Here is a 25022-nt window from a genome sequence, read left to right on the forward strand (position 1 = left end):
GCCGATAGCTAGGCTTTCGGGACGCGCTGCGCCATAGCAGGGGCATGAGCAAGATCCGCGACATCAAGCCTCGCTGGGCCGAGAACCTGCCCGACACGCCGCCGTGGCGCAGCCTGGGCGACAGCGTCCTGGTCGACACGCCATGGATGCGGGTGACGCGCCACCCGGCGATCGCGCCGACGGGGGCTGACGCCGACTATGTGGTCGTGCGGCCGAAGAATGTGGGCACGGGCGTGCTGCCGCTGCATGACGACGGGACGGTCAGCCTGGTCGGGCAGCACCGCTTCGCCCTGATGCGTTATTCGTGGGAGATGCCCGAGGGCGGGGCGCCGGAAGGGGAAGACCCGTTTGAGGCCGTCAAGCGCGAACTGGCCGAGGAGGCGGGGCTGACGGCGACGCACTGGCGCGCGGCGCTGGACCTGGACCTGTCCAACTCCATCACCGACGAGCGGGCGATGGCCTGGGTGGCCTGGGGCTTGAGCGAGACCGAGACGGCGCCGGACGAGACCGAGGTCTTTCTGACGGCGCGCGTTCTGTTCCGCGATCTGATGGCTGAGGTCGCGCGAGGGGCGGTGCGCGACGGGCTGACGGTGGCGACGGCGTACCGCGCCTACCATATGGCGCGGGAGGGCGAACTGCCCGCCGCGCTGGCGCGCGCCATGCTGGGCGCGTAGGATCGCCGTCTGAATTCGAAGGAAGCCTGATGGCCAAGCTGGAAGTCGTGCCCAAGCAGCCGGACCTGTGGACGCAACTGCGCGGCGCCGCCGAAGACGCTGCGCGCGAGGAGCCGCGGCTGGCGTCGCAGTTGAACGCCGTCGTCCTGGCGCACGAGGATTTCGCCGGGGCGCTGAGCTTCCAGATCGCGCGCAAGCTGGGTGATGCGGAGCTGGGGGCCATGACGGTGCGCGAGGTGGCCCTGTCGGCCTTCGCCGCCGATCCGGGCATCGTGGCCGCCGCCGAGGCGGACCTGAAGGCGGTGCAGGAGCGCGATCCGGCGATCCGGTCGCTGTTGCAACCTTTCATGTATTTCAAGGGGTTCCAGGCGCTGCAGGCCTGGCGCGTGGCGCACTGGCTGTGGGAGCAGGACCGCGACACCCTGGCCTTCCATTTCCAGAGCCGGATTTCGGAGCTGTTCCAGCTGGACATCCACCCGGCGGCGCGGATCGGCTCGGGCGTCTTTCTGGACCACGGCACGGGCATCGTCATCGGTGAGACGGCGGTGATCGGGGACGAGGTGTCCATGCTGCACGCCGTGACCCTGGGCGGGACGGGGGCCGAGCGCGGCGACCGCCATCCGAAGATCGGGCGCGGCGTTCTGCTGGGCGCCGGGGCCAAGGTGCTGGGCAACATCACGGTCGGCGACTACGCCAAGGTGGCGTCCGGCTCGGTGGTGCTGAAGCCGGTGCCGGCGGGCTGCACCGTGGCGGGGGTGCCGGCGCGGCTGGTCAACTGCCCGACCGACGCCACGCCCGCGCGGACCATGGACCATACGCTGTCCGACATCGTCTATGACTTCGTGATCTGAGACGCGGCTGTGGGCTGATGCCGTGCGGGCTTCCAATCGGCAGAGGGCTTCTCTAGGGTCCGCCGCCAACGAGATGAACGAGGCTACCCGTGACCGAGAATGATCTGAAGCGCGTCGAGACGCACCTGAAGCGCACCTTCAACCACGGCGGCATCAAGGTGAAAGCCCGCAAGGTCGCCGATTCCGCCGAAGTCTATGTCGATGACGAGTTCATCGGCGTGGTGTTCGAAGATGAGGACGAAGCCGGTTCCTTCATGTTCGAAATGGCGATCCTGGCCGAAGACCTGCCGGAATAAGCCGTCTCAGCCATGAGAATTGAAGAAGGCCGGAGAGGGCGTCCTCTCCGGCCTTCTTTGCGTTTGGGATCAGCCTTTGATCACCAGCCGAACAGACGGGCGAAGAAACCCTTCTTCTGCGGGGCGGGGGCCTCGACCGGCTTGACCGGCTCGGCGGCGGGCTTGGGCGCCGTGGCCTGAACGGGCGGCTCGACCTGAGCGGGGGCCGCAGCGACGACCGGCTCGGGCTTCGGCGCGGGCTTGGTCTCGGCGATGGGCGCGGGGGCGAGGGAGGCGGCGACCGGCGTCTCGACCGGGGCCGGAGCGGCGGCCTTGGGCGCGGCGGGCTTCTTGGGCGCAGCAGCCTTCTTCGGCGCGGCGGCCTTGGCCGTGGTCGCCTTTGCTGCAGCCGGAGCCTTCGGCGTTGCGGGTTTCTTGGCGGCCGGCGTCTTCGCGGCGGTCTTTGGTGCGGCTGCTGCCTTCGGCGCAGCGGCGGTCTTTGCCGCAGCAGGCTTGGCAGCCTTGGGCGCAGCCGCCTTGGCGGGGGCCTTTGTCGCGGCGGGCGCCTTTACGGCCTTGGGCTTGGCGTCAGCTTTTGTCGCTGTCGCGCTCGACTTTGCCGCCGGTTTCGGCTTGGAAGCGGCGGAGGCCGCTTTCGCGGCAGGTTTCGTTTCAGACGGTGCTTTGGCCATAAACTCCCCGACCCCTCGTTGGACACGGGCGTAAGAACCAAGCCCGCACTGGCGATTCGTCATTATAACGGTGTTTGAGAAATGTCCGAATCCGCAGTTCAGGTGATCGCGCGCGGCGATCGCGCCCCGGCCGAAGCCGCCGCCGCCGCTATCGACGCCAACCCCCTGTTGGAAAATGCGACCTATTCCATCCTGGAAGAGGACGAGGACAAGGAAATCTGGCGCATCGACGCCTTCCCCACGACCGATGAAGAGGCCGAGGGCATCGCCGAAATCCTGCGCGCCACGCCGGGACTGGAGGTCGTGGTCGAGAAGCTGGCCGACGCCGACTGGCTGGCCATGAGCCTGTCGGGCCTGCCGCCGGTCGAGGCGGGACGCTTCTTCGTCTACGGCGCACACGATCAGGGCAAGGTGCCCGAGGGCCGGGTCAATCTGAAGATCGATGCGGGCGCCGCCTTCGGCACCGGCCACCACGGCACGACGGTCGGCTGCCTGGAGGCGTTCGACAATCTGCTGAAGACCGAGACCTTCGAGAAGGTTCTGGACGTGGGCTGCGGCACGGGCGTGCTGGCCATCGCGGCGGCCAGGACGGGGTCGCCCATCGCCGTCGGCACCGACATCGACGAGCCTTCGGCCCGCATCGCCAATGAGAACGCCCAGATCAACGACGCCAAGTGCGAGTTCTATTTCGCCGACGGCCTGAGCGATGCGCGCATCGCCCAGCACGCGCCCTATGACCTGGTGTTCGCCAACATCCTGGCCGCGCCGCTGGTGTTCCTGGCGCCCGAGATCGGGGCGGCGCTGAAGTCGGGCGGGGTCGCCATCCTGTCGGGCCTGCTGCGCACGCAGGAGGAGCGGATTCTGGAGGCCTATCTGCCGCTGGGCTTCGTGGTCGAGCAGACGATCCATCATGATGCGTGGAGCGCGCTGCAACTGCGCAAGAAGTAGGGCGCAACGGGGGTTGTTCGCAAACAAGCGCAGCCCGGCTGAAGGGGCCGGGCTGCTTTGTCGCGCGGGCCGGGCGTACTAGCTTTTCGGCGCGGCGGCGAGGGACTGGCGGTATTCATCGACGGGCAGGCCGCCGACGCCCCAATCCTCCAACGGCACCTCGTCTATGACCACGAAGGTCACGGCGGGCGGCTTGTCGAGCACCTCGTAAAGAAGGTTGGTGACGCCGGCGATCAGTTGCGCCTTCTGTTCTCGTGTCGCGCCTTCACGGGTGATCCGGATGTTGACGTAAGGCATTGTCGCGCCCCTCCTAGGCTTTGCGTTCGATGATCTGGAAGACCTTGGCGATGATCCACCACTGGCCGTCGGTGCGCACGAGAGACAGGAAGTCGACGAAGTCCCGGTCGCCGATCGAGCAGCGAACCCGCGCAAGCGCCGTGTTGTCGCCGGCCAGCTGAATCTCGTCGATATGATCCCGCCTCGGCTCCTGGCGCGAGGCGGGCGATTGCCGGGCTGCGACGATGGGGAGGTATTCCTCCATGGTGCGGAACAGCAGGGGCGTCTCGTCGGCGGTGGCGTAGACGGCCTGCGGGTGGAAGACCGACGTCAGCTTTTCGACATCGCAGTCGTAGAGACCGTCGAAATAGTCCGTGAGCAGGCGCGTGATCTGGGGGAAGGGGGCTGTCATGCGGCGTCCTTCAGCAGGCCTTCCTGCAGCAGGGCGGTCCTTACAGACGCATGGGCGCCCATGCGCGACATGAAGTCGTACAGGCGCGGCCAGCCCTGAAGGCTGAAGCCGATGAAGCTCGTCCAGTTCAGCACGACGAACAGATAGATGTCCGCCACGCTCATCTGGTCTCCGAGCAGGTAGGGGCTTTCCTGTCCGAGCATCTGTTCGACCTCGCCGAGGCGTCGTTTGAGCAGGGCCTCGGCGGGCGCCCGGCGTTCGTCCTGCGCCTCGCCGTGGAAGAAGGGCGAGAAGGCCTTGTGAAGCTCGGAAGAGATGAAGCTCAGGGCCTCCTGCAGACGCACGCGATCCCAACTTCCGGCGGCGGGCGCCAGACGATCGGGCTGCAGGTCGGCCAGATACTGAAGCACCGCCGGGTTCTCGGTGATGACCCGACCGTTCTTGAGTTCCAGAGCCGGCACATAGCCGCGGGGATTGACGGCGCGATAGTCGCGACCGTCCTCGGTCAGGCCCGCGTCGGTATCGACCCTGATCGCCTCGAACGTCTGGCCGAGTTCGATGAGGACGATCCGGGAGGCGAGCGAACACGCTCCCGGCTTGAAGTAGAGGCGCATGGAAAAGCTCCTGTCTGAAGAGAGGGCAGACCTAGGCGTCGAGGTTTCCATTGCCAATGAAGTTTCCAATGGTTATCGCATTATGGAGTTTCTTCCCGGTAACCGGCGGCCTTCGACATGACCCTCAAGATGCGCAAGAACCGCAGCGCGCCGCCGCCGGAACGATGCGACCTGACCGAATGCATGGCGGTGATCTCGGGAGCCTGGGCGGCGAATGTGATCTGGCATCTGCGCGAAGGCCCGCGGCGGTTCAGCGAGCTTCGCGCCGATATCCCGCCCGTATCCGCCAAGGTGCTGTCCCAGCGCCTGCGCGAGTTGCAGACGCGGGGCGTTCTGGATCGACGGGTCGTGCCGACCTCGCCGCCTTCGGTCGAATACGCCCTGACGGCGCTGGGCGGCGAACTGATCCCGGCGCTGACGGCCATCGTCGAGGTCGGCCATCGCCTGAAGGCGGTGGCGAAGGATGCACGGAAAGACGCCGACTGAAGCGCGGACACGCAGAATCCGCTTCGCTTTTGAACTGCTTGTCTGAAGGTCGGGGCGAAAAAGCATGAACGCGGCGGATGGGCTGGAAAGCCGCCTTCTCGCGCCGGACGAGAAGGGTATAAGTGCGACCCATGCGCCAGACATTCGACGAAACCACCGATCCGTCCTTCGGGGCCAAGCACCTGCCTCTGCTTCGCGCCGAGATGGCCAAGCAGGGCCTCGACGGCCTGCTGGTCCCGCATGAGGACGAGCATCAGAACGAATACCTGCCCGACGCCAATGAGCGGCTGGCCTGGGTCAGCGGCTTCACCGGCTCGGCCGGGGCGGGCGTGGTGCTGAAGGATCGCGCGGCGGTCTTCGTCGACGGCCGTTATACGGTGCAAGCCAAGGCCCAGACGGACGAGGCCCTGTTCGAGCGCCAGCCGCTGAACAAACTTGCCGACTGGCTGGCGGCTGTGCCGTCGGGTTCGATGATCGGCTATGACCCGCGTCTGCACAGCCCCGATGCGCTGGCGAGCCTGCGCGCGGCGGTCGAGAAGGCCGGGGGGACGCTGAAGGCGGTCGAGGCCAATCCGATCGACCTGGCCTGGGGCGACGCTCGCCCGGCTCAGCCGCAGGCGCCGGTGGTTCCGCATGAGGACCGCTATTCCGGCGAGGACGCCGCGTCGAAGCGCGCCCGCATCGGCAAGGCCATCGCCGACGCCGGGGCCGAGGCCGCCGTGCTGACGGCGCCGTCGTCGCTGGCCTGGCTGTTCAATATTCGCGGCGGCGATGTGATCCGCACGCCGCTGCCGCTGGGTCAGGCGGTGGTGAAGGCGGACGGGACGGCGAGCGTCTTCCTCGACCCGGCCAAGGTGACGAACGAACTGCCCGGCTGGTTGGGCGACGCCGTGACGCTGGAGGCGCCCGAGGCGCTGCCCGGCGCGCTGGACGCCCTGTCGGGCCGCAAGGTGATGATTGATCCGGCCGTGTCCTCGGCCTGGTATTTCGACCGACTGGAAGCGGCGGGCGCGAGCATCGTGCGCGGCATGGACCCCTGCGCCCTGCCGCGCGCCCAGAAGAACGCCGTCGAGATCGAGGGCAGCCGCCAGGCGCACATCCGCGACGGCGCGGCCCTGACCCGGTTCCTGCACTGGGTCGATACGGTCGCGCAGAAGACCCTGCCGGACGAGCGGGCGGTGGTCGAGGCGCTGGAGGGCTTCCGCGAGGCGACAGGGATGCTGAAGGATCTGTCCTTCGACACCATCGCCGGGGTCGGACCGAACGGCGCTTTGCCGCACTACAAGCCGGTCGGGGCCAAGATCCGCCCGATGGAGACGGGCAGTCTGCTGCTGGTGGACGGCGGTGGTCAGTATCTGGACGGGACCACGGATGTGACCCGCACCATGGCCATCGGCGAGGGCACGGCCGATCAGCGCCGGATGTTCACCCTAGTCCTGAAGGGCCACATCGCCATGGCGGTGATCCGCTTCCCGGCCGGGACCAGCGGGCGCCAGCTGGACGCCATTGCGCGCCAGCCGCTGTGGAACGCGGGCTTCGACTTCGACCACGGCACGGGCCACGGTGTGGGCTCCTATCTGGGCGTGCATGAGGGGCCGCAGCGCATCGCCGGCTGGGGCACGGATCAACCGCTGCTGACCGGCATGATCCTGTCGAATGAGCCGGGCTATTACCGCGAAGGCGAGTGGGGCATCCGCATCGAGACGCTGCAGGTCGTCACGGCCTCGGCCCAGGTTCCGGGCGGCGAGCGGCCGATGCACGGGTTTGAGCAGTTGACGCTGGCGCCGCTGGATCGCCGTCTGATCGACGTGGCGCTGCTGACGGCGGATGAGCGGGCTTACGTGGACGCCTATCACGCCGAGGTTCTCGCCAAGGTCGGGCCTCTGCTGGCCGACGGCGTGCAGAAGGACGAGGCGGCGCTGGCGTGGCTGAAGACGCAGACGGCGCCGCTCTGATCCGATGATCGGCGCCATCGCCCTGCTGCTCGTCTGCCAGTTGGCGGGCGAGGTCATCCACCGGCTGACGGGCCTGCCCCTGCCGGGGTCGGTGATCGGCATGGTGCTGCTGCTGGCGTGGCTGGCCCTTGTTCCGAGGGAGCGGCTGACGCTGACGCAGGTGACGGGCTGGCTGACGGCGCATCTGTCGATCATGTTCGTGCCCGCCGCCGTTGGGGTGATGGAGGAGGGGGCGATCCTGTCGCGCCATGGTCTCGGCATTATCGTGGCGGTGGCGGTCTCGACCCTGCTGACGCTGGCGATGACGGCGCTGGTGTTCCGCGCCGTGGCGGGGCGCGAGCCAGAGGCAGATAGCGAGGAGGCGTCGTGAGCGACCTGATCGCGACGCCTTTGCTGTGGCTGGCGGTGACGCTGGTGGTGTTCGAGGCGGCGGACGTGCTGTCTCGGCGCAGCGGGCGCCATCCGCTGTGCCATCCGGTGCTGCTGGCGACGCCGGTGCTGATCGGGGTGCTGCTGGCGACGAAGACGCCCTACGCCACATACGCCGAGGCGACGCAGGTGCTGGGCTTCCTGCTGGGACCGGCGGTGGTGGGGCTGGCCGTGCCGATCTGGGCGCAGCGGGCGACGATCCGGCGGCTGGCGAAACCTCTGGCCTGCGCCCTGCTGGCGGGAGCCGTAACGGCCATCGTCAGCGCCGTGGGCATCGTCTGGCTGTTCGGGGCGCCGGTCGAGATCATGGCTTCCATCGCGCCGCGCGCCACGACGACGCCGGTGGGCATGGCGGTGGCCTCTCAGCTGGGCGGCATACCGGCGCTGGCGGCGGTGATCGTGCTGATGTCGGGGGTGTTCGGAGCGATGACGGCGACGCCGCTGCTGAACCTGCTGAAGATCAGGGACTGGCGGGCGCGGGGCTTTGCGGTCGGGGTGTCCGCGCACGGCTTCGGCGCGGCGCGGGCGTTTCAGGTGGACCAGACGGCGGGCGCCTTCGCCAGTCTGGGCATGGCGCTGAACGCCGTGGCGACGGCGACGATCCTGTCGGTTGTGGCCAGTTTGCTGTGATCCATCCGCTCATCCCGGCGGAGGCCGGGACCCAGTAAGAGCCCCGCGCTCCGCACATGAACAATATGCTTGAAGCCAAAGCACTGGGTCCCGGCCTCCGCCGGGATGAGCGGGGAAGTGAGGGGCGCGCCCCTTGAAATAAGGCCATACGGCGCCCATCTGAAGAGCGTCGGCGGATGCGCCGCCGACCCCCTCACATCAGAAGGAATGCGCGGATGAAGATGCGCAAGCTGGGCCGTAACGGCCCTGAGGTCTCGGCCGTCGGTCTGGGCTGCATGGGCATGAGCGCCTTTTACGGCGCAGCGGACGAGGCCCAATCCATTGCGGTGATCCACCGCGCGCTCGACCTGGGCGTCAGCCTGTTCGATACGGCCGAGATGTACGGCCCCCACACTAATGAAGTCCTGCTGGGCAAGGCGCTGAAGGAGCGCCGTGACGAGGCCTTCATCGCCACCAAGTTCGGCATCAATCGCCAGCCGGACGGCTCGGCCGTCACCGACGGCTCGCCCGCCAACGTGCGCCGCGCGGTCGAGGGCAGTCTCAGCCGCCTGGGCGTCGACCACATCGACCTCTATTACCAGCACCGCATCGACCCCAATACGCCGATCGAGGAGACGGTCGGGGCGATGGCCGAGCTGGTGAAGGAGGGCAAGGTCCGCTTTCTAGGCCTGTCCGAGGCTGCGCCCGCCACCCTGCGCCGCGCCCATGCCGAGCATCCGATCACGGCCTTGCAGACCGAGTATTCGCTGTGGAGCCGCGACCCGGAGGACGAACTGCTGGGCGTGGTGCGTGAGTTGGGCATCGGCTTCGTGCCTTACAGCCCGTTGGGCCGGGGCTTCCTGTCGGGGGAGATCAAGTCGATCGACGACCTGGCGCCGGACGATTTCCGCCGGACGAACCCGCGCTTTGCAGGCGACAACTTCCAGAAGAACCTCGATCTGGTCGATGCGGTCGGCGCCATCGCGGCGGACAAGGGGGTGACGGCGGCGCAACTGGCCCTGGCCTGGGTGCTGGCGCAGGGGGACGATCTGGTTCCCATCCCCGGCACGCGCCGGATCACGACGCTGGAGCAGAACGCGGCAGCGGCGGATATCGTACTGACGCCGGATGATCTGGCGCGGATCGAAGCCGTCTTCCCGCGCGGAGCGGCGGCGGGCGAGCGGTATGCGCCCGGCGGCATGAGCTCGCTGAACCGCTGATGTGAAAACGCCTCCCTCGCGATCGCGGGGGAGGCGTCTTTCATAGCTGGATTGATGTTGAGCGTTGATTGCGACCTAGCTCCGCTCGTCCCGGCGGACGCCGGGATCCAGCAAGAGCCACGCGCTCCACAACTGACCAATGGGGTTGAAGCCAAATCACTGGATCCCGGCGTCCGCCGGGATGAACGGGAGTGAAGGGGCGCGAGCGCCACTCAACGCCAATCAAGTCTACTGAACGCGGGTCCAGGTCTGGGTCTTGCACAGGGGGGCGACGATGCAGCCGCGCAGGCGCAGGGTGTTGTCGTTGGTCAGGGTGATGGTGCCGCGATAGGTGCCGCCGTCTTCGGGGTTATAGACCGAGCCGCCGCGCCATTCGGTCGGGCCGCCGGTGAAGCCCGACAGCATCCGCAGGCCACGCAGGGGGCGGGTCCGCAAGGACTCGTCCTTGTTGCGGGCGTCGCGCACGTTCGGATCGGCGCGGATATGGCTGGAGGTGACGAGGACGCCGCACAGGGCCTGGCCGCAACGCTCGATGCGGACCTGACCGCCGTTGGTCGGGGTCTGCCACAGGCCGGTCGGGTCGCTGGCGAGGGCCGGAGAAGCGAGGGCGGCGGCTGCGACGGCGAGCGCCGTCAGGACGGAGGTCTTCATCGGCGTTTTCCTTCTGACGGATCGTTGAGGCGATCCCTTGGACGAAGGATGATCCGGGGTTCGGTCTGAAACAAGGCCGAAATTGTGAACTTCACTCAACGATTACATGACCTTAGGTCAAGTTGACCGCGCTGCGGGCGCCTAAGGCGATGGATTCGGGCGTCTTTTGCGGGAGGCATCGGTCAGCCGCCGCGCGGGCGGCGGGGGCGGGTTCCGGCGTTGGAGCAGGGGGTGTAGCCGTCGCGCCAGATGCGGCCGGGCGTCAGGCGGCTGGCGTCGGCCAGTGCGCGGCAGTCGGCCGCCTGATGCACTTGAGCCGCCGCCAGGGCCACGGAGGCGCAGGCGAAGGCGTCCTCGGCCGCGTCGTGGTGGCGGAAGGCGACGCCCAGTTCGGCGCAGACGTTGTTCAGCTTGTGCGAGGGGAACTCAGGCCAGCTGATCTGGGCCAGCTTGACGGTGCAGAGGTAGTCGAACTCGGGATAGGTCAGGCCGTAGTGGTCGCAGGTGTTGCGGATGACGCTGACGTCGAAGGCAGCGTTGTGGGCCAGCACCGTGCGGCCTTCGAGACGCGGGGCGATGGCGGCCAGGACGGCGGGGAATTCCTCGGCGTCCTCCACCTGTTCGGGGCCGATGCCGTGGAAGGCGATGTTGAAGCTGGCGAAGCGCATCCCCGGCGGGCGGATGTAGTGGTGCTCGACGGATTCGATGACGCCGTCGTTGATCCAGGCCAGGCCGATGGAGCAGGGGCTGGCCCGCTGCTCATTGGCGGTTTCGAAGTCGATGGCGACGGCGTGCATCAGGAAATAAGCGCCAGCCACTCGTCCTCGGTCAGGACGGCGACGCCGTGCTTTTCGGCGTCCTTCAGCTTGGACCCGGCGCCGGGTCCGGCGACGACGTAATCGGTCTTCTTGGAGACTGAGCCGCTGACCTTGGCGCCGAGGCTTTCGGCGCGGGCCTTGGCTTCGTCGCGGGTGAAGCGTTCCAGAGAGCCGGTGAAGACCACGGTCTTGCCCGCGACGGGGCTGTCGGTCACGGGGGCGGCCACGTCCTCGACGCGCTCGAGCTGGGCCAGCAGAGCGTCGACGACCTGAAGGTTGTGCGGTTCGTGGAAGAAGTGGGCCAGCGCTTCGGCGGCGACCGGGCCGACGCCGGAGACGCCCGCGATCTGGTTCAGCATGTCGGACGGGCCTTCATCGCGCGCGACGGCGGCCCAGCGGGTCAGGTCGGACCAGCCTTCGGAGATTTCCGCCAGCGAGCGGCGGGCGGGTGCGGCCATGCCGGGGAAGGCGAGGGCGATCTTCTGATCCATCGGCGCTTCCGGCCACGGATCGTCGGCGGGAGGCTGCGCCTCGGCCATCAGGCCCAAGACGCGGGTCGAGATGGCGTGGGTCGCGGCCAGGGTCTTCCAGTCATCGCTGGCGAGGCCGTTCGCGGCGGCCATGCAGGCGTCGCGGAAGGCGGTCCAGCTGCCGAAGGCGCGCGACAGGACCAGCGAGGTCTGCTCGCCGATCTCACGCACGCCCAGACCGAAGATCAGGCGGTCGAGGCTGATGACGCGGCGCGCGTCGATGCCGGCGATCAGGTTGCGGACGCTGGTCTCGCCATAGCCGTCCTCGGCGCGCAGCAGGGCCAGCTTCTCCTCGTCGCGGGCCAGGCGGAAGATATCGGCGGGCTCCTTGATCCAGCCGCGCGCGTGGAAGGCGATCAACTGCTTTTCGCCGAGGCCTTCAATGTCGAAGGCGCGCCGGCTGACGAAATGCTTGAGGCGTTCGACGATCTGGGCGTCGCAGATCAGGCCGCCGGTGCAGCGGCGCTTGACCTCGTCCCCCTCGCGCACGGCTTCGGAGCCGCAGACGGGGCAGACGGTGGGGAAGACGTAAGGGACGGCGCCCTCGGGACGCAGCGTATCGACCACGCCGACGATCTGGGGGATGACGTCGCCGGCGCGTTGCAGGACGACGGTGTCGCCGATGCGGACGTCCTTGCGGGCGATCTCGTCCTCGTTGTGCAGGGTGGCGTTGCGGACCACGACGCCGCCGACGGTGACGGGATGCAGGCGGGCGACGGGGGTCAGGGAGCCGGTGCGGCCGACCTGGATGTCGATGCCTTCCAGAACGGTCGTCGCCTGCTGCGCCGGGAACTTGTGGGCGATGGCCCAGCGGGGGCTGCGAGCGATGAAGCCGAGGCGCTGCTGCCAGTCCAGCCGGTCGACCTTATAGACCACGCCGTCGATGTCGTAGCCGAGGCGGCTGCGGTCGGCCTCCAGCGATTGATAGACGCCGATCAGCCCTTCGGCGCCCTCGACGCGGGCCGAGCGGTCGTTGACCTGAAAGCCCCAGCTGCGGAAGGCCTCCAGCGCGCCTGCCTGCGTCTCGGCGAACGGGGCGGAGGTTTCGCCCCAGGCGTAGGCGAAGAAGGTCAGGGGGCGCAGGGCCGTGATCTTAGGGTCTTTCTGACGCAGCGACCCGGCGGCGAAGTTGCGGGGATTGGCGTAGGTGCGCTTGCCTTCGGCCTCGGCCGCCGCGTTGAAAGCGTCGAAGGCGGCGTTGGGGGCGTAGACCTCGCCGCGAATCTCGATGACGTCGGGCCAGCCCGAGCCGGTGAGGGTCTGGGGGATGCTGTCCAAAGTGCGCAGGTTGGCGGTCACGTCCTCGCCCGTCCTGCCGTCGCCGCGCGTGGCGCCCTGAACCAGGACGCCCTTTTCGTAGCGCAGGCTGGCGGAGAGGCCGTCGATCTTGGGTTCGGCGACGAAGGCGATCGGCTCGTCGCCCGGCAGCTTCAGGAAGCGGGCGATGCGGGCCACGAAGTCGCGCACCTCGCCGTCGTCGAAGGCGTTGTCCAGCGACAGCATGGGCACGCCGTGGCGGACCTCGGCGAACTGGGTCGAGGCGGGGGCGCCGACGCGCTGGGACGGGGAGACGGGGCTGGACAGGGACGGGAAGCGGGTCTCGATGTCGAGGGCGCGGCGTTTCAGGTCATCGTAGTCGGCGTCGGAAATCTCGGGCGCGGCGTCGGCGTAATACAGGGCGTCGTGACGCGACAGTTCGGCCGACAGGCGCTCCAGCTCTTCGCGCGCCTGGGCTTCGGTCTGGGTTTCGACGGGCGTGAGAAGGTCGGACATGAGAATCGCAGGAAGTCGGCAAAGGCGGAACGGTTCCTTATCATCCCCCGACCTTGATGGCAGACGCGGCATGACAGAAAGGTAATCTGACGCGGCGGCCGGGGGCCGCTAGCGTCGCGCCTCAAAGATTCCTGCCGGAGCCCTCCATGCGTCCTGTCCTCGTCAGCCTGTCCGTGATCGCCGCCGCCCTGACGCTGGCCGCCTGTGAGACGATGACCGTCCCGGCCGCGTCGGAAACGCCCATCGCCGCCGCCGCCTCGGCCGATTACGCCCAGTTGATGGATGATCTGCGCATCCTGTCGGCCGACGACATGCAGGGGCGCGACACCGGCTCGGAAGGCGGGGCCAAGGCGCGTGAATACATCGTGGCGCGGCTGGAGGCGCTGGGCGTCCAGCCCTCGCCGATGGGGCGTCTGCAGCCGTGGGAGATGCAGGGCCGCACGCGCGAGGGGACGAAGACCTACAGCGGGACCAACATCATCGGCGTGATCCCCGGCACGCGCGTGGCCGACAAATACATCGTGGTGACGGCCCACTATGACCACGTCGGCGTCAATGACGGCCAGATCTACAACGGCGCGGACGACAACGCCTCGGGCGTGGCGACCATGCTGGAGCTGGCCAGGCGGCTGAAGGCCAACCCGCCCGAGCACAGCGTGCTGATCGTGGCGCTGGACGGCGAGGAGCGGGGCCTGCTGGGCGCCAAGCATTTCGTCGAGGCGCCGCCGGTGCCGCTGCACGCGATCGCGATGAACCTGAACTTCGACATGACGGCGCGGGCCGACAGCGACGGCAAGCTGTGGGTGACGGGGACGTATCAGCACCCCTATTTCCGCCCGGTGCTGGATCAGGTTCCGGCGCGCCGGAACGTCGCCTTCGCCTTCGGCAAGGACACGCCCGAGGACAAGGGCGCCGACAACTGGGTCGAGGCGTCGGACCATGCCGCCTTCCACCGCGCGGGCCTGCCGTTCCTGTATTTCGGGGTGAACTATCACACGGACTATCACCGTCCGAGCGACGACTTCGAGAAGGTCAATCCGGCGGTGTTCCAGGACTCGACCGAACTGGCCATCGGCGGCTTCCGGGCGCTGGACCGGTGGCTGGATCAGTGACGACTGTCGCAAAACGCTTGCAAAGATAGGCCTTGAAACCGCCTTTAGAGCGGCGTTCTGTCGCACCTCTCATCAGTCGAGGAAATACAGAGATGTCGGCGACGCAGGGCTTTGATCTTCAGCGGGTGCAGAAGCTGCGGAAGGCGGCGCTGCTGGTCGGACTGATCGGCGTGGTCGGGCTGGCCTTCGTCAGCCGGTCCATTGGCGGCGAGACCATGCTGCATGAAGGGCTGGAGGCGTTCGGTCTGGGCCTGATCGCCGTCTGCATTGTCGGGCGGGCCTGGTGCTCCCTCTATATCGGCGGGCGCAAGAAGGCCGAGATCGTGGATCGCGGACCCTATTCGATCAGCCGCAACCCGCTGTATGTCTTCAGCTTCATGGGGGCGTTCGGCGTGGGCGCGCAGACAGGCAGCATGACGCTTGCGACGGTCTTCCTGTTGCTGACCGTGGCGGTCTTCTACGCCACGGTGAAGCGCGAGGAGGCGTGGCTGGCGGGCGCCTTCGGCCAGACCTATGCGGACTATTGCGCGCGGACGCCGCGTTTCGGGCCGGACTTCTCCAAATGGCGCGACGCCGACAGTCTGGAGGTGCGTCCGCAGTTCTTCCTGACGACGCTGCGCGACGGCCTGGTGTTCCTGCTGGCCGTGCCTTTGTTCGAGTCGGTCGAGCGGTTGCAGGATCTGGGTTGGCTGTCGGCCCTGGTGCGTCTGCCTTGAGGGCCTTGCCGATCTTGCTGGCGGGGGCGCTGGCCCTGACGGTCGCGGCCTGCGACCGTGGCGCGACGCCCGACAAGACAGCGCAGGCGGCCGCCTTCAAGCACGACCTGCCGGAGGACGTGTCCGGCTATTACATACCCACGACGGCGGTGCAGGTCGGGGACTGGCGGCTGCATCACCTGTTCATGGGGCAGGTTCCCGACTTCATGAGCTGGCGCGACGGGGCGCGGACGGCGGGCTATGCGCCGATCATGCTGGAGTTCGCGGCGGGTGATGAGGCGCGGCGCACGCGGCTGATCCCGACGGCCTATGACGTGACCGAGGACCATGTGCGCTTTGAGGCGCGGTCGCGCGATCTGGGCGCTGTGTCGTTCGATGGAAGGCTGGACCAGGATGCGCTGGCGAAGGCGCGGCGCAATCTGGGCGATCAGGGCGTGGTCCTGAAAGGGACGCTGAAGGTCGGGGGCCGGACCTTCGACGGGGTGTCGATGCGGTGGTGGGCGGGGGACTGATCCCCCGCCGCTGAACCTTCGTCCTTAGGCGACGGTCGCCTTGACGATCTTGCCCGGCGCGCGGGGCGGCTCGCCCTTGGGCAGGGCGTCGACGTGATCCATGCCTTCGATCACTTCGCCCCAGACGGTGTACTGGCCGTCCAGGAAGCGGGCGTCGTCGAAGCAGATGAAGAACTGCGAGTTGGCGCTGTCCGGGTTGGCGGTGCGGGCCATGGAGCAGACGCCGCGGACGTGCGGCTCCTTCGAGAATTCCTGCTTCAGGTTGGGCTTCTTCGAGCCCGAGGTGCCGGTGCCCGTCGGGTCGCCGCCCTGGGCCATGAAGCCCGGAATCACGCGGTGGAAGACCACGCCGTCGTAGAAGCCTTCCTTGGCCAGATCGGTGATCTGCTTGACGTGGTTGGGCGCCAGGTCGTCGCGCAACTTGATGACGACGTTGCGGTCTTCGCCGTCGCCGGTGTCCAGGGTGAAGGTCAGGGTTTGGTCGGCCATCGGGCGCTCCTTGAGGTTATGCGAGCCGGAATTGTGCGCGGGTCATAGCGGCTGAACGCCGTCAGGGCTATGTGGGAAGCATGAGTGAAGACGAAAAGCCCGCCGACAAGCCGCAGGAACGCCGCCGCATGGTGCGCCTGCCCACGGGCGGTACGGCCTCGGGCCGCAAGGTCGGCCAGAAGATCAAGACGGCCGACAAGAAGTCGCTGTCCAGTCAGGCGTGGATCAAGCGGCAACTGTCCGACGAATGGTCGGACCGCGCGCGGGCCGAGGGCTGGCGCAGCCGCGCGGCTTTCAAGCTGATGGAGATCGACGACAAATACCGGTTGATCAGGCGCGGCTCGCGGGTCATCGACCTGGGCGCGGCGCCGGGCGGTTGGGTGCAGGTGGCGCTGGATCGCGGCGCGGCGGCGGTGGCGGGCGTGGACCTGCTGATGATCGAGCCGATCCCCGGCGCGACGCTGATTCAGGCGGACTTCACCGATCCGGGCGTGGATCAGCAGATGCTGGACGCCATCGGCGGGCCGCCGGACCTGGTGCTGTCGGACATGGCGCACAACACCATCGGCCATCGCCAGACCGACCACCTGAAGATCATCGCCCTGATCGAGATCGCGGCCGACTTCGCTATCCGCACCCTGCGGCCGGGCGGGAATTTCGTGTCGAAGAACTTCCAGGGCGGCGACGCCGGCGGGGTGCTGACGCGCCTGCGCGAAGAGTTCGAGACGGTGAAATACGTGAAGCCCGAATCGAGCCGCAAGGGCAGCGCCGAGGTTTTCCTGGTGGCGCTGAATAAGCGGTAGGGCGCTGGCTCGCTGTCTTCCCACCCATAAATAACAGCCGTCATCCTCGGGCTTGACCCGAGGATCCAGCCTTTCCGTCTGCGTGACGTCGGCGAGGATGAGCGCGTCGCCGCACTGGATCCTCGGGTCAAGCCCGAGGATGACGGCGTGTGGGAGAGCTGACGGCGTCGGTTACGCCGATGCGCCTTCAGCCGCCGCAGCGGCGCGGCGGGCGGCTTTCTTGGCCTCGACTCGCGTCCAGATGCGGTCGTGCAGGGTGAAGAAGACCGTCTGCACCAGCGGTTCGATCGTGCCGATGGCCAGGGCGATGCGGATGTCGCGCGTCAGGGCGAAGGCCACCAGAACCGCCACCGTGAAGTGCATGACGCCGTAGGTGACGGTCTTCAGCGCCACCTGCTTCAGGTTGCGGGGCAGGGCGTGGCTGTGCCCGTGTCCGTGGCCGTGGTGGTTGTGCGCGCGGTTCTGCTCGTGCGCGTTCATCACCTCCAGACGGGCGGTGAAGGCTTCGGCCGTCTCCTCGACGCCGGACAGCATCTTGCGGCGCTCGACCCGGTGCCAGACGCGGTCGTGGATGGAATAGGCGATGGTCTGGAAGATCGGCTCGACCACCCCGACCGCCAGGGCCAGCCGCCAGTCGCGGGTCAGGGCGAAAGCCACCAGGATCGCCACGATCAGGTGCATGGCGCCGTAGCTCGCAATCTTGAGAGCGAGCTGTCGCGCCGTGTTGATCAAGATGCGAACCATTATCGGGAAATGCGGCCTCTCGCCGTCCGTTTCAAGGCAATTCCTCTTATATGCACGATAGCGCGGGCTTGGGGTTGCGGTTCCCCGCAAACGGGGGCTATACGCGGCCCGCAAAATGGAGGCTCCAAATGGAGATACGCGAAGGCCTAACCTTCGATGACGTTTTGCTCGAACCCGGTCCGTCCGAGGTCATGCCGGCTGAGGTTGATGTCTCGACCCAGCTGACACGCGAAATCAAACTGAACATCCCGCTGCTGTCGTCCGCCATGGACACGGTGACGGAAAGCCGCCTGGCCATCGCCATGGCGCAGGCGGGCGGCATGGGCGTGCTGCACCGGAACATGACCATCGACGAGCAGGCCGAAGAGGTCCGCGCCGTCAAACGCTATGAAAGCGGCATGGTGGTGAACCCGGTCACGGTCGCCCCCGACACGACGCTGGGCGAAGTCCTACAGATCGTCGAGCGCAAGAAGATCACCGGCTTCCCCGTGGTCGACCCCAAGAGCGGCAAGCTGGTCGGCATGCTGACCAACCGCGACATGCGCTTTGAGACGGATCTGAACCTCAAGGCCGCCGATCTGATGACGACCGGCGAGCTGATCACCCTGCGCGAAGGCTCGGCCGGGCGCGAGGCGGCGCGCGAGCTGCTGCGCACCCGCAAGATCGAGCGGGTCATCGTGGTGGACGACGCCTATCGCGCCGTCGGCCTGATCACCATGAAGGACATCCAGAAGGCCCAGGCCTTCCCCAACGCCTGCAAGGACGAGCAGGGTCGTCTGCGCGTCGGCGCCGCCTCGACCGTCGGCGACGCCGGGTTCGAGCGCGCCATGGCGCTGGCCGATGCGGGCGCGGACGTGGTGGTGATCGACACCGCCCACGGCCACTCGGCCTCGGTCGCCCAGGTGGTCGAGCGCATCAAGCGCGAGAACAACCGCGTCCAGATCATCGCCGGCAACGTCGCCACCTATGACGCCACCCGCGCCCTGATCGACGCGGGCGCCGATGCGGTGAAGGTCGGCATCGGGCCGGGTTCCATCTGCACCACCCGCATCGTCGCGGGCGTGGGCGTGCCGCAACTGACGGCCATCGTCGACGCCGCCCGCGCGGCGCAGGGCACGGGCGCCTCGGTCGTCGCCGACGGCGGCATCAAGTTCTCGGGCGATCTGGCCAAGGCCATCGCGGCGGGCGCCAATGTCGCCATGATGGGTTCGATGTTCGCAGGCACGGACGAAAGCCCCGGCGAGGTCTTCCTGTACCAGGGCCGGTCCTACAAGTCGTATCGCGGCATGGGCTCGGTGGGCGCCATGGCGCGCGGCTCGGCCGACCGCTACTTCCAGAAGGAAGTCTCGTCCGAGAAGCTGGTCCCCGAGGGCATCGAGGGCCAGACCGCCTATAAGGGGCCGATCGCCCCGGTGGTGCACCAGCTGGTCGGCGGCCTGCGCGCCTCGATGGGCTATGTCGGCGGCGCCACCATCGCGGACTTCCAGGAGCGCGCGCGCTTCGTCCGCATCACCAATGCGGGCCTTCGTGAAAGCCACGTCCATGACGTGATGATCACGCGCGAGGCGCCCAACTATCGTCAGGGCTGACCTGATCCGCTCCCGGCCCCGGCCGGGAGCGGTTTTGTTTTGGGCTAGTGGAACAGGAGACCGGCGTGACGACTGAACTCACCTATCTGGCGGCGACGCTGGTGCTGGCTTTGGTGCAGGTCTTCCTGCCCGCCTTCGCCCGGACGCGCGAGTTCGGCCTGTCGTGGAACGCCGGGGCGCGGGACACGACGCCCGAGGCGCACAGCCCTGTCGTCGGCCGTCTGGAGCGGGCGCAGGCCAATCTGTTCGAGACCCTGCCGCTGTTCATCGGCGCCGTGCTGATCGCCCAGGTCGCCGATCGGACCGGCGCGCTGACGGCGTGGGGCGCGGCCCTCTACTTCTGGGCGCGCGTCGCCTATATCCCGCTGTACGCCCTGGGCGTTCCCTATATCCGGTCGCTGGTGTGGCTGGTCTCGCTTGCGGGACTGGCGATGTGCCTTCTGGCCCTTTTCATCCGAGACTGATTTGACCCCAGCCGCCCGTCTGGCCGCCGCCGCCGCCATCATCGACAGCATCTCGCAGGGCCGCCAGCCCGCCGACGCCGTGCTCAAGGCCTGGAGCCAGCAGAACCGCTACGCCGGTTCGGGCGACCGCCGCGCCATCGCCGAGCGCGTCTATCAGGTGCTGCGCGCGCGCGGCCGCCTGTCGGCCTTCATGGGCGGGCGTCAGGACGGACGCGCCCTGATCGTCGGCGCCCTGTCGGTGCTGGACGGCGCGACTCTGGAAGAGATCGAAGGCCTCTACAACGGCGAAGGCTATGGCCCGCGTCCCCTGTCCAAGCACGAGCGCGGCCGCGTCATGGCGGGCGAGGACGCGGTCGATCTGGCCGAGGTCGCCCTGCCGGACTTCGTGACGGCGGACCTGAAGGCGGTCCACGGCGACCGCTGGCGCGAAGAGGTCGAAGCCTTGAGCGGCCGCGCGCCGGTCGATCTGCGGGTCAACAGCCTGCGCGCCACGATGGAGGAGGTCGAGACCGAACTGCGCGACGCCGGTCTGTCGCCCCAGCGCACCGAACTGTCGGGCTGGGGGCTGCGTCTGGACGCCGAGCCTGCGCCGAACGTGCAGCCGCTGGACGGCTTCCAGAACGGCCATTTCGAGATTCAGGACGAGGCCAGTCAGATCGTCGGCTGGCTGTCCGGCGCCTTCCCCGGCGCGACGGTGGTGGATTACTGCGCGGGCGGCGGCGGCAAGACGCTGGGTCTGGTGCAGGCCATGCAGGGGCAGGGGGCGCTGATCGCCTGCGACGTCTCGGCCAAGCGTCTGGACAACGTGAAGCCGCGCCTGGCCCGTGTGGGCGTCGAGGCCGACCTGCGCCTGCTGGGCACGAACGGCGGCGGGGTCGAGGATCTGAACGGTCAGGCCGATGTGGTGCTGGTCGACGCGCCGTGCTCGGGCTCGGGCGCCTGGCGGCGTCGGCCCGAGGACAGCTGGCGCCTGACGGCTGAGGAAGTGGCCCGTCTGCACGCGCTGCAACTGCGTATTCTGGGGCAGGCGACCAAGCTGGTGCGGCCGGGCGGTCGTCTGGCCTATGTCACCTGCTCGGTGCTCGGCGCCGAGAATGAGGCGACCGCCGCCGCCTTCGAAGCCGCGCACGCGGACTTCAAGCCCGTTCCCGTCGCCGATGCGGCGCACAGCGCGGACCTGACAGAGGCGGGGCGCGAACGCCTGACCGCGCTGGCGCAAGGCAACCGTCTGCGTCTGTCGCCCGCCGCGACCGGCACGGACGGCTTCTTCATCGCCCTTTATGAGCGCGTCTCATGAGGCTGGAGCGCTACGGCGCCGTCACGGTCCTGCCGGTGATGGCGGCGCCCGCCGAGTATGGCGAGCACCTGCGCGCCCGCATCGACCCGCTGATGACCGGCATCGGGCCGGTCGAAGGGGCAGTGGCGCTGACGGCGGCTCTGGCGCGGCTGGAGGCGAGGGGAGAGGCGCCGGACCTGATCCTGTCGCTGGGCTCGTGCGGGTCGCGCGTGTTGGATCATGCGGCGGTCTATCAGGCGTCGTCCGTGGTCTATCGCGACATGGACGCCAGCGCGCTGGGCTTCCCCAAAGGCGTGACGCCGCTGCTGGACAGGCCCGCCGTCCTGCCGCTGCCGTGCCCCATTCCCGGCGTGCCGAGCGCGCGCCTGTCGACCGGCGGAAACGTCGTCTCGGGCGCCGCCTATGACGCCATCGACGCCGAGATGGTGGACATGGAGACCTGGGCGCTGGTCCGCGCGGCCCAGACCTTCGGCCGGCCGCTGGCGGCGCTGCGCGGCGTGTCGGACGGCAAGGCCGAGCTGACGGGCCTGCACGACTGGACCTCGACCCTGCATCTGGTGGATGAGAACCTGGCTCGCGCTGTCGACGGCTTGGTTTCCGTGCTGACGGATCACGGCCTCTTCGCCCTTGAAATTCCGGCCCTTCAGGGCCAAACCCTCGCCCAATCGCTCGCCCCGGATTCGACCTCATGACCCAGCCGACCCAACACCAGAAGGTGCTCATCGTCGATTTCGGCAGTCAGGTGACGCAGCTGATCGCGCGCCGCCTGCGCGAGGCCGGCGTCTATTGCGAAATCCATCCGTACAACAAGGCCGGCGAGGCTTTGGCGGCGATGCAGCCGCAGGCCATCATCCTGTCGGGCGGCCCCAACTCGACGACCGAGGCGGACAGCCCGCGTGTCGATCACGCCGTCTTCGACTACGGCGCGCCGATCCTGGGCATCTGCTACGGCGAGCAGCTGATCTGCGCCGAGCTGGGCGGCAAGGTGGAGAGCGGCCACCACGCCGAGTTCGGCCGCGCCGAGATCGTCATCACCCGCGAAAGCCCCCTGTTCGCCGGCATCGGCGCCCTTGATCACCGCGAGCCGGTGTGGATGAGCCACGGCGACCGCGTGACGGCCCTGCCGGAAGGCTTCCACGTCATCGCCACCTCGGAAGGCGCGCCCTTCGCCGCCATCGCCGATGAGACGCGCAAGATCTACGGCGTGCAGTTCCACCCCGAGGTGGTGCACACCCCGCGCGGGGCCCAACTGCTGAAGAACTTCACCCACGGCGTGGCGGGCCTGACCGGCGACTGGACCATGGCCGCCTATCGTGACGAGCAGATCGCTAAGATCCGCGAACAGGTCGGCGACGCCAAGGTCATCTGCGGCCTGTCGGGCGGGGTCGACTCATCGGTCGCCGCCGTGCTGATCCACGAAGCCATCGGCGACCAGTTGACCTGCGTCTTCGTCGACACCGGCCTGCTGCGCAAGGACGAGGCTAAACAGGTCACGGAACTGTTCCGCGAGCACTACAACATCCCGCTGGTGCACGTTGATGCGTCTAAGGAATTCCTCGGCGAACTGGCCGGGATTTCGGACCCGGAAACCAAGCGCAAGACTATCGGCCGCGTCTTCATCGAGGTGTTCGACCGCGAGGCCGCCAAGATCGAAGGCGCCGCCTTCCTGGCCCAGGGCACCCTCTACCCCGACGTGATCGAGAGCGTGTCCCCGACCGGCGGCCCCTCGCACGTCATCAAGAGCCACCACAACGTCGGCGGCCTGCCGGACTTCATGAAGCTGAAGCTGGTGGAACCCCTGCGTGAACTGTTCAAGGACGAGGTTCGGGCGCTAGGCCGCGAACTGGGCCTGACCGACGCTTTCGTAGGACGCCACCCGTTCCCCGGACCGGGCCTGGCCATCCGCATTCCCGGCGAGATCACGCCGGACGCCGTCGCCACCCTGCAGGACGCGGACGCCATCTATCTGGACGAGATTCGCAAGGCGGGCCTGTACGACGACATCTGGCAGGCCTTCGCCGTGCTGCTGCCGGTCAAGACGGTCGGCGTCCAGGGCGACGCCCGCACTTATGAAAAGGTGCTGGCCCTGCGCGCCGTCACCTCGACCGACGGCATGACGGCCGACTTCTACCAGTTCCCCTGGGACGTCCTGGCCAAGACCGCCACGCGCATCATCAACGAAGTCCGCGGCGTCAACCGCGTCGTCTACGACGTGACCTCCAAGCCGCCCGGCACCATCGAGTGGGAATAATTCAGACGTTTCGGGAGCATTTCTGAATGCGCCTCTAAGCGCCCGATGTGGAACTGAATTTATACGAGGCCCTTCGAATTTTTCGGAGGGCCTTTTCCTTTGTTGGCGCCATTTCTGACGGCGCCGTCAAAAGCGCCTCGAGTGTAATGACGGCCCCTGTGAGCATGGCGTTCCTGGGAAATCGTGCTCAGCGCGGCGCTATTTTCTTGCAGAAATAGCAAAATGAAGCCAGCCTTTGTGCAAGGGAGGCTATCATGATGTCACTGCTACGCAATTCCGGTGCATTTATTGGCCTTGCGGCCTTGGTGGCCGGTGGAGGCGCGGCGGCGGCCGAGCCCGATCGCACGATCAGCGAGCGACAGATTGATGAGGTCGTCACGACGGCGCTCGCGTCGTTTGAAATCCCAGGCGTCGCCATCGCGGTGATCCAGCCGGGACAGGCGCCCTATCTGAAGGGTTACGGCGTCGTGGACTATCGGACGCAGACGCCCGTCAATGCTGACACCCTGTTCGGCATCGGGTCGATCTCCAAGGCCTTCACCACCACGGTGATCGCTCAACTGGAACAGGAAGGGCGGCTGGACTGGGATGACGCGGTCATCGACTATGTGCCCGAGTTCCGTCTGTCGGATGCGTGGGTGACGCGCGAGTTCACCATTCGCGATCTGGTCAGCCATCGATCGGGACTGGCGCCCTATGCCGGCGACCTGGTGATGCTGACGGAAGGCAAGGCGAACAAGGCGCAGGTCTATCAGGCGCTGGCGCATCTGGAGCCCAAGTCCAGTTTCCGCACCGAGTTCGCCTACGACAACCTGCTCTACATCGTCGCCGGCGACCTGATCGAGCGCGTGTCGGGGCGGTCCTGGCAGGATGAGGTCCAGTCCCGTTTCCTGACCCGTCTGGACATGCGGAGCTGCGTGCCGGACCAGAAGCAGCTGGCGCCGAGCGCGGCGCGATCGCTGGCGCATGATTATGCTGACGGTCAGCTGACGACGGTGGATTTCCCCTTGCCGGACATCACCCTGGCGGCGGGCGGCATCTTCTGCAACGCGCGCGGCATGGCTCAATGGATGGCCTTCAATCTTGATCCGGACAAGGGGCCTGAATTGGACGCCGTGCGCCGCGCGGATTTGTTCAGCCCGGTCACCCTGATGCCGGTCGGACGTGCGGCCTCGCCCTATCAGGCCGGGACGACCTTCAGCGCCTACGCCCTGGGCTGGATGGTGCAGGACAGCTTCGGTCGTCGTGAGGTCCAGCACGGCGGCGGTCTGCCCGGCATGGTCAGCTATCTGAGCCTTTATCCTGACGACGGTTTCGGCGTCATGGTCATGACCAACAAGACCAGCGGCGCCGCCCGCGCCATCGCACAGCAACTGGCCGCGTTGAAGTTCAGCGCCAGCCCGGTGCGCGCCATCGCCGATCAGGGCCGGGCGGAGGTGGCCGCCATTCGCGCCGCCCAGGCGGACGCGGCGGTCGCCGGGACCGAGGTCGCGGCGGCGGGAGAAGCGCCGCGCCCGGCACTGCCTCTGGCGCAGTACGTCGGACGCTATGACGACGCCTGGTTCGGTCCGGTCGAGGTGCGGCTGGAGGGCGAGGATCTGGTCATGGATCTGGGCTCTGAAGCCATGACGGGACGGCTGCGGCACGTCGACGGCGACCGCTTCATCGCCGCCTGGAGCGACCGGGCGCTGAACGCCGACGCCTATGTCAACTTCCGCCTCGATCCACGCGGCCAGGTTCGCGACATCGAAATGGCGCCTGTATCGGCGCGCACTGACCCATCGTTCAATTTCAGAGACCTGCGGCTGGTCAGGGCGGCGAAGCAACCGTAG

At 67.8% G+C, this 25022-nt stretch carries 28 protein-coding genes; 19 read left to right on the forward strand and 9 right to left on the reverse strand.

Annotated features, from left to right (window positions below):
• The first annotated feature begins 44 nt into the window (after positions 1-44).
• The 3 genes from B2Y21_RS04725 (at position 45) to B2Y21_RS04735 (ending at position 1821) form a co-directional block, all read left to right on the forward strand.
• Positions 45-674, forward strand: a complete 630-nt coding sequence (locus B2Y21_RS04725; RefSeq protein ID WP_292057473.1) for an NUDIX domain-containing protein — start codon at positions 45-47, stop codon at positions 672-674.
• A gap of 29 nt (positions 675-703) precedes the next feature.
• Positions 704-1525: a serine O-acetyltransferase gene (gene cysE, locus B2Y21_RS04730; RefSeq protein WP_292057476.1), complete on the forward strand. Its 822-nt coding sequence runs from the start codon at positions 704-706 to the stop codon at positions 1523-1525.
• A gap of 89 nt (positions 1526-1614) precedes the next feature.
• Positions 1615-1821 (forward strand): DUF3126 family protein, encoded by a 207-nt coding sequence (locus tag B2Y21_RS04735; protein WP_003164469.1) that lies wholly within the window; start codon positions 1615-1617, stop codon positions 1819-1821.
• Positions 1822-1901: 80 nt separating this feature from the next.
• Here the strand turns inward: B2Y21_RS04735 and B2Y21_RS04740 are convergent, their stop codons facing one another.
• On the reverse strand, positions 1902-2492 hold the full coding sequence (locus tag B2Y21_RS04740; RefSeq protein ID WP_292057479.1) for a hypothetical protein: 591 nt from the start codon (positions 2490-2492) through the stop codon (positions 1902-1904).
• 81 nt (positions 2493-2573) lie between these two features.
• Between B2Y21_RS04740 and B2Y21_RS04745 the strand changes: the two genes are divergently transcribed.
• Positions 2574-3440: a 50S ribosomal protein L11 methyltransferase gene (locus B2Y21_RS04745; protein ID WP_292057481.1), complete on the forward strand. Its 867-nt coding sequence runs from the start codon at positions 2574-2576 to the stop codon at positions 3438-3440.
• A 78-nt stretch (positions 3441-3518) separates the two neighbouring features.
• On the opposite strand, the gene B2Y21_RS04750 is transcribed toward B2Y21_RS04745, so the two are convergent.
• Genes B2Y21_RS04750 through B2Y21_RS04760 form a run of 3 tightly spaced genes read right to left on the reverse strand, consistent with a single transcriptional unit; the run spans position 3519 to position 4742 of the window.
• Positions 3519-3737 carry a tautomerase family protein gene (locus tag B2Y21_RS04750; protein ID WP_292057483.1) on the reverse strand — a complete coding sequence of 73 codons (219 nt, stop codon included), beginning with the start codon at positions 3735-3737 and terminating at the stop codon, positions 3519-3521.
• Between the two features lie 13 nt (positions 3738-3750).
• Complete coding sequence (locus B2Y21_RS04755; protein ID WP_292057485.1) at positions 3751-4128, reverse strand: nuclear transport factor 2 family protein; 378 nt, start codon at positions 4126-4128, stop codon at positions 3751-3753.
• Positions 4125-4742 (reverse strand): glutathione binding-like protein, encoded by a 618-nt coding sequence (locus B2Y21_RS04760; protein WP_292057487.1) that lies wholly within the window; start codon positions 4740-4742, stop codon positions 4125-4127. Before B2Y21_RS04760 ends, B2Y21_RS04755 begins: the two co-directional genes overlap by 4 nt.
• A gap of 117 nt (positions 4743-4859) precedes the next feature.
• On the opposite strand from B2Y21_RS04760, the gene B2Y21_RS04765 reads away from it, so the two are divergent.
• From B2Y21_RS04765 to B2Y21_RS04785, 5 genes are all read left to right on the forward strand, one after another.
• Complete coding sequence (locus B2Y21_RS04765) at positions 4860-5228, forward strand: winged helix-turn-helix transcriptional regulator (RefSeq protein ID WP_292057490.1); 369 nt, start codon at positions 4860-4862, stop codon at positions 5226-5228.
• Between the two features lie 131 nt (positions 5229-5359).
• A complete protein-coding gene (locus B2Y21_RS04770; protein WP_292057492.1) occupies positions 5360-7183 on the forward strand; it encodes an aminopeptidase P family protein in 1824 nt (607 codons plus the stop codon).
• A gap of 4 nt (positions 7184-7187) precedes the next feature.
• Positions 7188-7553: a CidA/LrgA family protein gene (locus B2Y21_RS04775; RefSeq protein WP_292057494.1), complete on the forward strand. Its 366-nt coding sequence runs from the start codon at positions 7188-7190 to the stop codon at positions 7551-7553.
• Positions 7550-8242, forward strand: a complete 693-nt coding sequence (locus tag B2Y21_RS04780; RefSeq protein ID WP_292057496.1) for an LrgB family protein — start codon at positions 7550-7552, stop codon at positions 8240-8242. The genes B2Y21_RS04775 and B2Y21_RS04780 overlap by 4 nt, the downstream gene beginning before the upstream one ends.
• Before the next feature lie 215 nt (positions 8243-8457).
• The gene (locus tag B2Y21_RS04785; RefSeq protein ID WP_292057498.1) at positions 8458-9441 is read left to right on the forward strand and encodes an aldo/keto reductase; all 984 of its coding nucleotides are present in this window, start codon (positions 8458-8460) and stop codon (positions 9439-9441) included.
• A 228-nt stretch (positions 9442-9669) separates the two neighbouring features.
• On the opposite strand, the gene B2Y21_RS04790 is transcribed toward B2Y21_RS04785, so the two are convergent.
• The 3 genes from B2Y21_RS04790 to ligA all read right to left on the reverse strand — a co-directional run bounded on the left by B2Y21_RS04790 (position 9670) and on the right by ligA (position 13213).
• Positions 9670-10092, reverse strand: coding sequence for a DUF2147 domain-containing protein (locus tag B2Y21_RS04790; protein ID WP_003164483.1), 423 nt, complete (start codon positions 10090-10092; stop codon positions 9670-9672).
• 182 nt (positions 10093-10274) lie between these two features.
• A complete protein-coding gene (locus B2Y21_RS04795; protein ID WP_292057501.1) occupies positions 10275-10910 on the reverse strand; it encodes a 3'-5' exonuclease in 636 nt (211 codons plus the stop codon).
• Positions 10889-13213 carry an NAD-dependent DNA ligase LigA gene (gene ligA / locus B2Y21_RS04800; RefSeq protein WP_292057503.1) on the reverse strand — a complete coding sequence of 775 codons (2325 nt, stop codon included), beginning with the start codon at positions 13211-13213 and terminating at the stop codon, positions 10889-10891. Before ligA ends, B2Y21_RS04795 begins: the two co-directional genes overlap by 22 nt.
• Before the next feature lie 146 nt (positions 13214-13359).
• On the opposite strand from ligA, the gene B2Y21_RS04805 reads away from it, so the two are divergent.
• The 3 genes from B2Y21_RS04805 to B2Y21_RS04815 all read left to right on the forward strand — a co-directional run bounded on the left by B2Y21_RS04805 (position 13360) and on the right by B2Y21_RS04815 (position 15553).
• Positions 13360-14325 carry a M20/M25/M40 family metallo-hydrolase gene (locus B2Y21_RS04805; protein WP_292057504.1) on the forward strand — a complete coding sequence of 322 codons (966 nt, stop codon included), beginning with the start codon at positions 13360-13362 and terminating at the stop codon, positions 14323-14325.
• 92 nt (positions 14326-14417) lie between these two features.
• Positions 14418-15041, forward strand: a complete 624-nt coding sequence (locus B2Y21_RS04810) for a methyltransferase family protein (protein ID WP_292057507.1) — start codon at positions 14418-14420, stop codon at positions 15039-15041.
• A 5-nt stretch (positions 15042-15046) separates the two neighbouring features.
• Entirely contained in the window at positions 15047-15553 is a 507-nt protein-coding gene (locus B2Y21_RS04815; protein ID WP_292057509.1) for a hypothetical protein, read from the forward strand.
• A 24-nt stretch (positions 15554-15577) separates the two neighbouring features.
• Here the strand turns inward: B2Y21_RS04815 and B2Y21_RS04820 are convergent, their stop codons facing one another.
• On the reverse strand, positions 15578-16042 hold the full coding sequence (locus tag B2Y21_RS04820; RefSeq protein ID WP_087140057.1) for a peptidylprolyl isomerase: 465 nt from the start codon (positions 16040-16042) through the stop codon (positions 15578-15580).
• 80 nt (positions 16043-16122) lie between these two features.
• Here B2Y21_RS04820 and B2Y21_RS04825 point away from each other — a divergent pair, with 80 nt between their 5' ends.
• A complete protein-coding gene (locus tag B2Y21_RS04825; RefSeq protein ID WP_292057510.1) occupies positions 16123-16845 on the forward strand; it encodes an RlmE family RNA methyltransferase in 723 nt (240 codons plus the stop codon).
• A gap of 171 nt (positions 16846-17016) precedes the next feature.
• Here the strand turns inward: B2Y21_RS04825 and B2Y21_RS04830 are convergent, their stop codons facing one another.
• Complete coding sequence (locus B2Y21_RS04830; RefSeq protein WP_292057511.1) at positions 17017-17589, reverse strand: DUF2061 domain-containing protein; 573 nt, start codon at positions 17587-17589, stop codon at positions 17017-17019.
• 128 nt (positions 17590-17717) lie between these two features.
• Here B2Y21_RS04830 and guaB point away from each other — a divergent pair, with 128 nt between their 5' ends.
• From guaB to B2Y21_RS04860, 6 genes are all read left to right on the forward strand, one after another.
• Positions 17718-19178: an IMP dehydrogenase gene (gene guaB, locus B2Y21_RS04835; RefSeq protein ID WP_292057513.1), complete on the forward strand. Its 1461-nt coding sequence runs from the start codon at positions 17718-17720 to the stop codon at positions 19176-19178.
• A 65-nt stretch (positions 19179-19243) separates the two neighbouring features.
• A complete protein-coding gene (locus B2Y21_RS04840) occupies positions 19244-19642 on the forward strand; it encodes an MAPEG family protein (protein ID WP_292057515.1) in 399 nt (132 codons plus the stop codon).
• Between the two features lies 1 nt (position 19643).
• Positions 19644-20939, forward strand: a complete 1296-nt coding sequence (locus B2Y21_RS04845) for an RsmB/NOP family class I SAM-dependent RNA methyltransferase (RefSeq protein ID WP_292057516.1) — start codon at positions 19644-19646, stop codon at positions 20937-20939.
• A complete protein-coding gene (locus tag B2Y21_RS04850) occupies positions 20936-21631 on the forward strand; it encodes a 5'-methylthioadenosine/S-adenosylhomocysteine nucleosidase (protein ID WP_292057518.1) in 696 nt (231 codons plus the stop codon). Before B2Y21_RS04845 ends, B2Y21_RS04850 begins: the two co-directional genes overlap by 4 nt.
• A complete protein-coding gene (gene guaA / locus B2Y21_RS04855; protein WP_292057520.1) occupies positions 21628-23190 on the forward strand; it encodes a glutamine-hydrolyzing GMP synthase in 1563 nt (520 codons plus the stop codon). Before B2Y21_RS04850 ends, guaA begins: the two co-directional genes overlap by 4 nt.
• Before the next feature lie 254 nt (positions 23191-23444).
• The gene (locus tag B2Y21_RS04860; RefSeq protein WP_292057521.1) at positions 23445-25022 is read left to right on the forward strand and encodes a serine hydrolase; all 1578 of its coding nucleotides are present in this window, start codon (positions 23445-23447) and stop codon (positions 25020-25022) included.

It is taken from the genome of Brevundimonas sp. UBA5936 (assembly GCA_002430835.1).
In the GTDB taxonomy this organism is placed as follows: Bacteria; Pseudomonadota; Alphaproteobacteria; order Caulobacterales; family Caulobacteraceae; genus Brevundimonas.

Bases quoted from the DNA above. Each gene is read 5' to 3' on its own strand.
- cysE (WP_292057476.1), top strand. From the start codon at position 704: ATGGCCAAGCTGGAAGTCGTGCCCAAGCAGCCGGACCTGTGGACGCAA.
- B2Y21_RS04750 (WP_292057483.1), bottom strand. From the start codon at position 3,737: ATGCCTTACGTCAACATCCGGATCACCCGTGAAGGCGCGACACGAGAA.
- B2Y21_RS04760 (WP_292057487.1), bottom strand. From the start codon at position 4,742: ATGCGCCTCTACTTCAAGCCGGGAGCGTGTTCGCTCGCCTCCCGGATC.
- ligA (WP_292057503.1), bottom strand. From the start codon at position 13,213: ATGTCCGACCTTCTCACGCCCGTCGAAACCCAGACCGAAGCCCAGGCG.
- B2Y21_RS04785 (WP_292057498.1), top strand. From the start codon at position 8,458: ATGAAGATGCGCAAGCTGGGCCGTAACGGCCCTGAGGTCTCGGCCGTC.
- B2Y21_RS04790 (WP_003164483.1), bottom strand. From the start codon at position 10,092: ATGAAGACCTCCGTCCTGACGGCGCTCGCCGTCGCAGCCGCCGCCCTC.
- B2Y21_RS04810 (WP_292057507.1), top strand. From the start codon at position 14,418: ATGTCGGCGACGCAGGGCTTTGATCTTCAGCGGGTGCAGAAGCTGCGG.
- B2Y21_RS04765 (WP_292057490.1), top strand. From the start codon at position 4,860: ATGACCCTCAAGATGCGCAAGAACCGCAGCGCGCCGCCGCCGGAACGA.
- B2Y21_RS04830 (WP_292057511.1), bottom strand. From the start codon at position 17,589: ATGGTTCGCATCTTGATCAACACGGCGCGACAGCTCGCTCTCAAGATT.
- B2Y21_RS04805 (WP_292057504.1), top strand. From the start codon at position 13,360: ATGCGTCCTGTCCTCGTCAGCCTGTCCGTGATCGCCGCCGCCCTGACG.
- B2Y21_RS04745 (WP_292057481.1), top strand. From the start codon at position 2,574: ATGTCCGAATCCGCAGTTCAGGTGATCGCGCGCGGCGATCGCGCCCCG.
- B2Y21_RS04725 (WP_292057473.1), top strand. From the start codon at position 45: ATGAGCAAGATCCGCGACATCAAGCCTCGCTGGGCCGAGAACCTGCCC.
- B2Y21_RS04860 (WP_292057521.1), top strand. From the start codon at position 23,445: ATGATGTCACTGCTACGCAATTCCGGTGCATTTATTGGCCTTGCGGCC.
- guaA (WP_292057520.1), top strand. From the start codon at position 21,628: ATGACCCAGCCGACCCAACACCAGAAGGTGCTCATCGTCGATTTCGGC.
- B2Y21_RS04770 (WP_292057492.1), top strand. From the start codon at position 5,360: ATGCGCCAGACATTCGACGAAACCACCGATCCGTCCTTCGGGGCCAAG.
- B2Y21_RS04820 (WP_087140057.1), bottom strand. From the start codon at position 16,042: ATGGCCGACCAAACCCTGACCTTCACCCTGGACACCGGCGACGGCGAA.
- B2Y21_RS04825 (WP_292057510.1), top strand. From the start codon at position 16,123: ATGAGTGAAGACGAAAAGCCCGCCGACAAGCCGCAGGAACGCCGCCGC.
- B2Y21_RS04775 (WP_292057494.1), top strand. From the start codon at position 7,188: ATGATCGGCGCCATCGCCCTGCTGCTCGTCTGCCAGTTGGCGGGCGAG.
- B2Y21_RS04850 (WP_292057518.1), top strand. From the start codon at position 20,936: ATGAGGCTGGAGCGCTACGGCGCCGTCACGGTCCTGCCGGTGATGGCG.
- B2Y21_RS04740 (WP_292057479.1), bottom strand. From the start codon at position 2,492: ATGGCCAAAGCACCGTCTGAAACGAAACCTGCCGCGAAAGCGGCCTCC.
- B2Y21_RS04755 (WP_292057485.1), bottom strand. From the start codon at position 4,128: ATGACAGCCCCCTTCCCCCAGATCACGCGCCTGCTCACGGACTATTTC.
- guaB (WP_292057513.1), top strand. From the start codon at position 17,718: ATGGAGATACGCGAAGGCCTAACCTTCGATGACGTTTTGCTCGAACCC.